General features: G+C 61.3%; 1 pseudogene. It reads right to left on the bottom strand.

The features are described 5' to 3' along the window. Positions 1 to 282: pseudogene (locus EN852_RS40215) on the bottom strand (lipoprotein-releasing system transmembrane subunit LolC); the annotation flags it as partial.

Here is a 282-nt window from a genome sequence, read left to right as displayed (position 1 = left end):
CCCGCCCATCCATGTTGAAATAGAGCTGGGCTTCCGAAAACGGCATGTAGACGATGGAACTGTCATATTCCGACATGCCGACCTCGAAGATCGCGGCGACCTTGTAGCCCTTCATGCGCGGGGTAGTGCCGAGCGGCGTCACGTCGCCATCGGGAGAGATCAGGGTGATGGTGTCGCCAAGCGTGAGGCCGAGATTCTCGGCCATGCGCTTGCCGATCGCCACGCCCTCGCCGGCGTCGAAACCGTCTAGCGTGCCCTGTTTGACGTTGCTGGCGACAATCG

It is taken from the genome of Mesorhizobium sp. M2E.F.Ca.ET.209.01.1.1 (genome assembly GCF_004010375.2).
Taxonomy (GTDB): domain Bacteria; phylum Pseudomonadota; class Alphaproteobacteria; order Rhizobiales; family Rhizobiaceae; genus Mesorhizobium.
The sequence above is the reverse complement of the archived record's forward strand: the minus strand, read 5'-3'. Positions and strand labels throughout refer to the sequence as shown.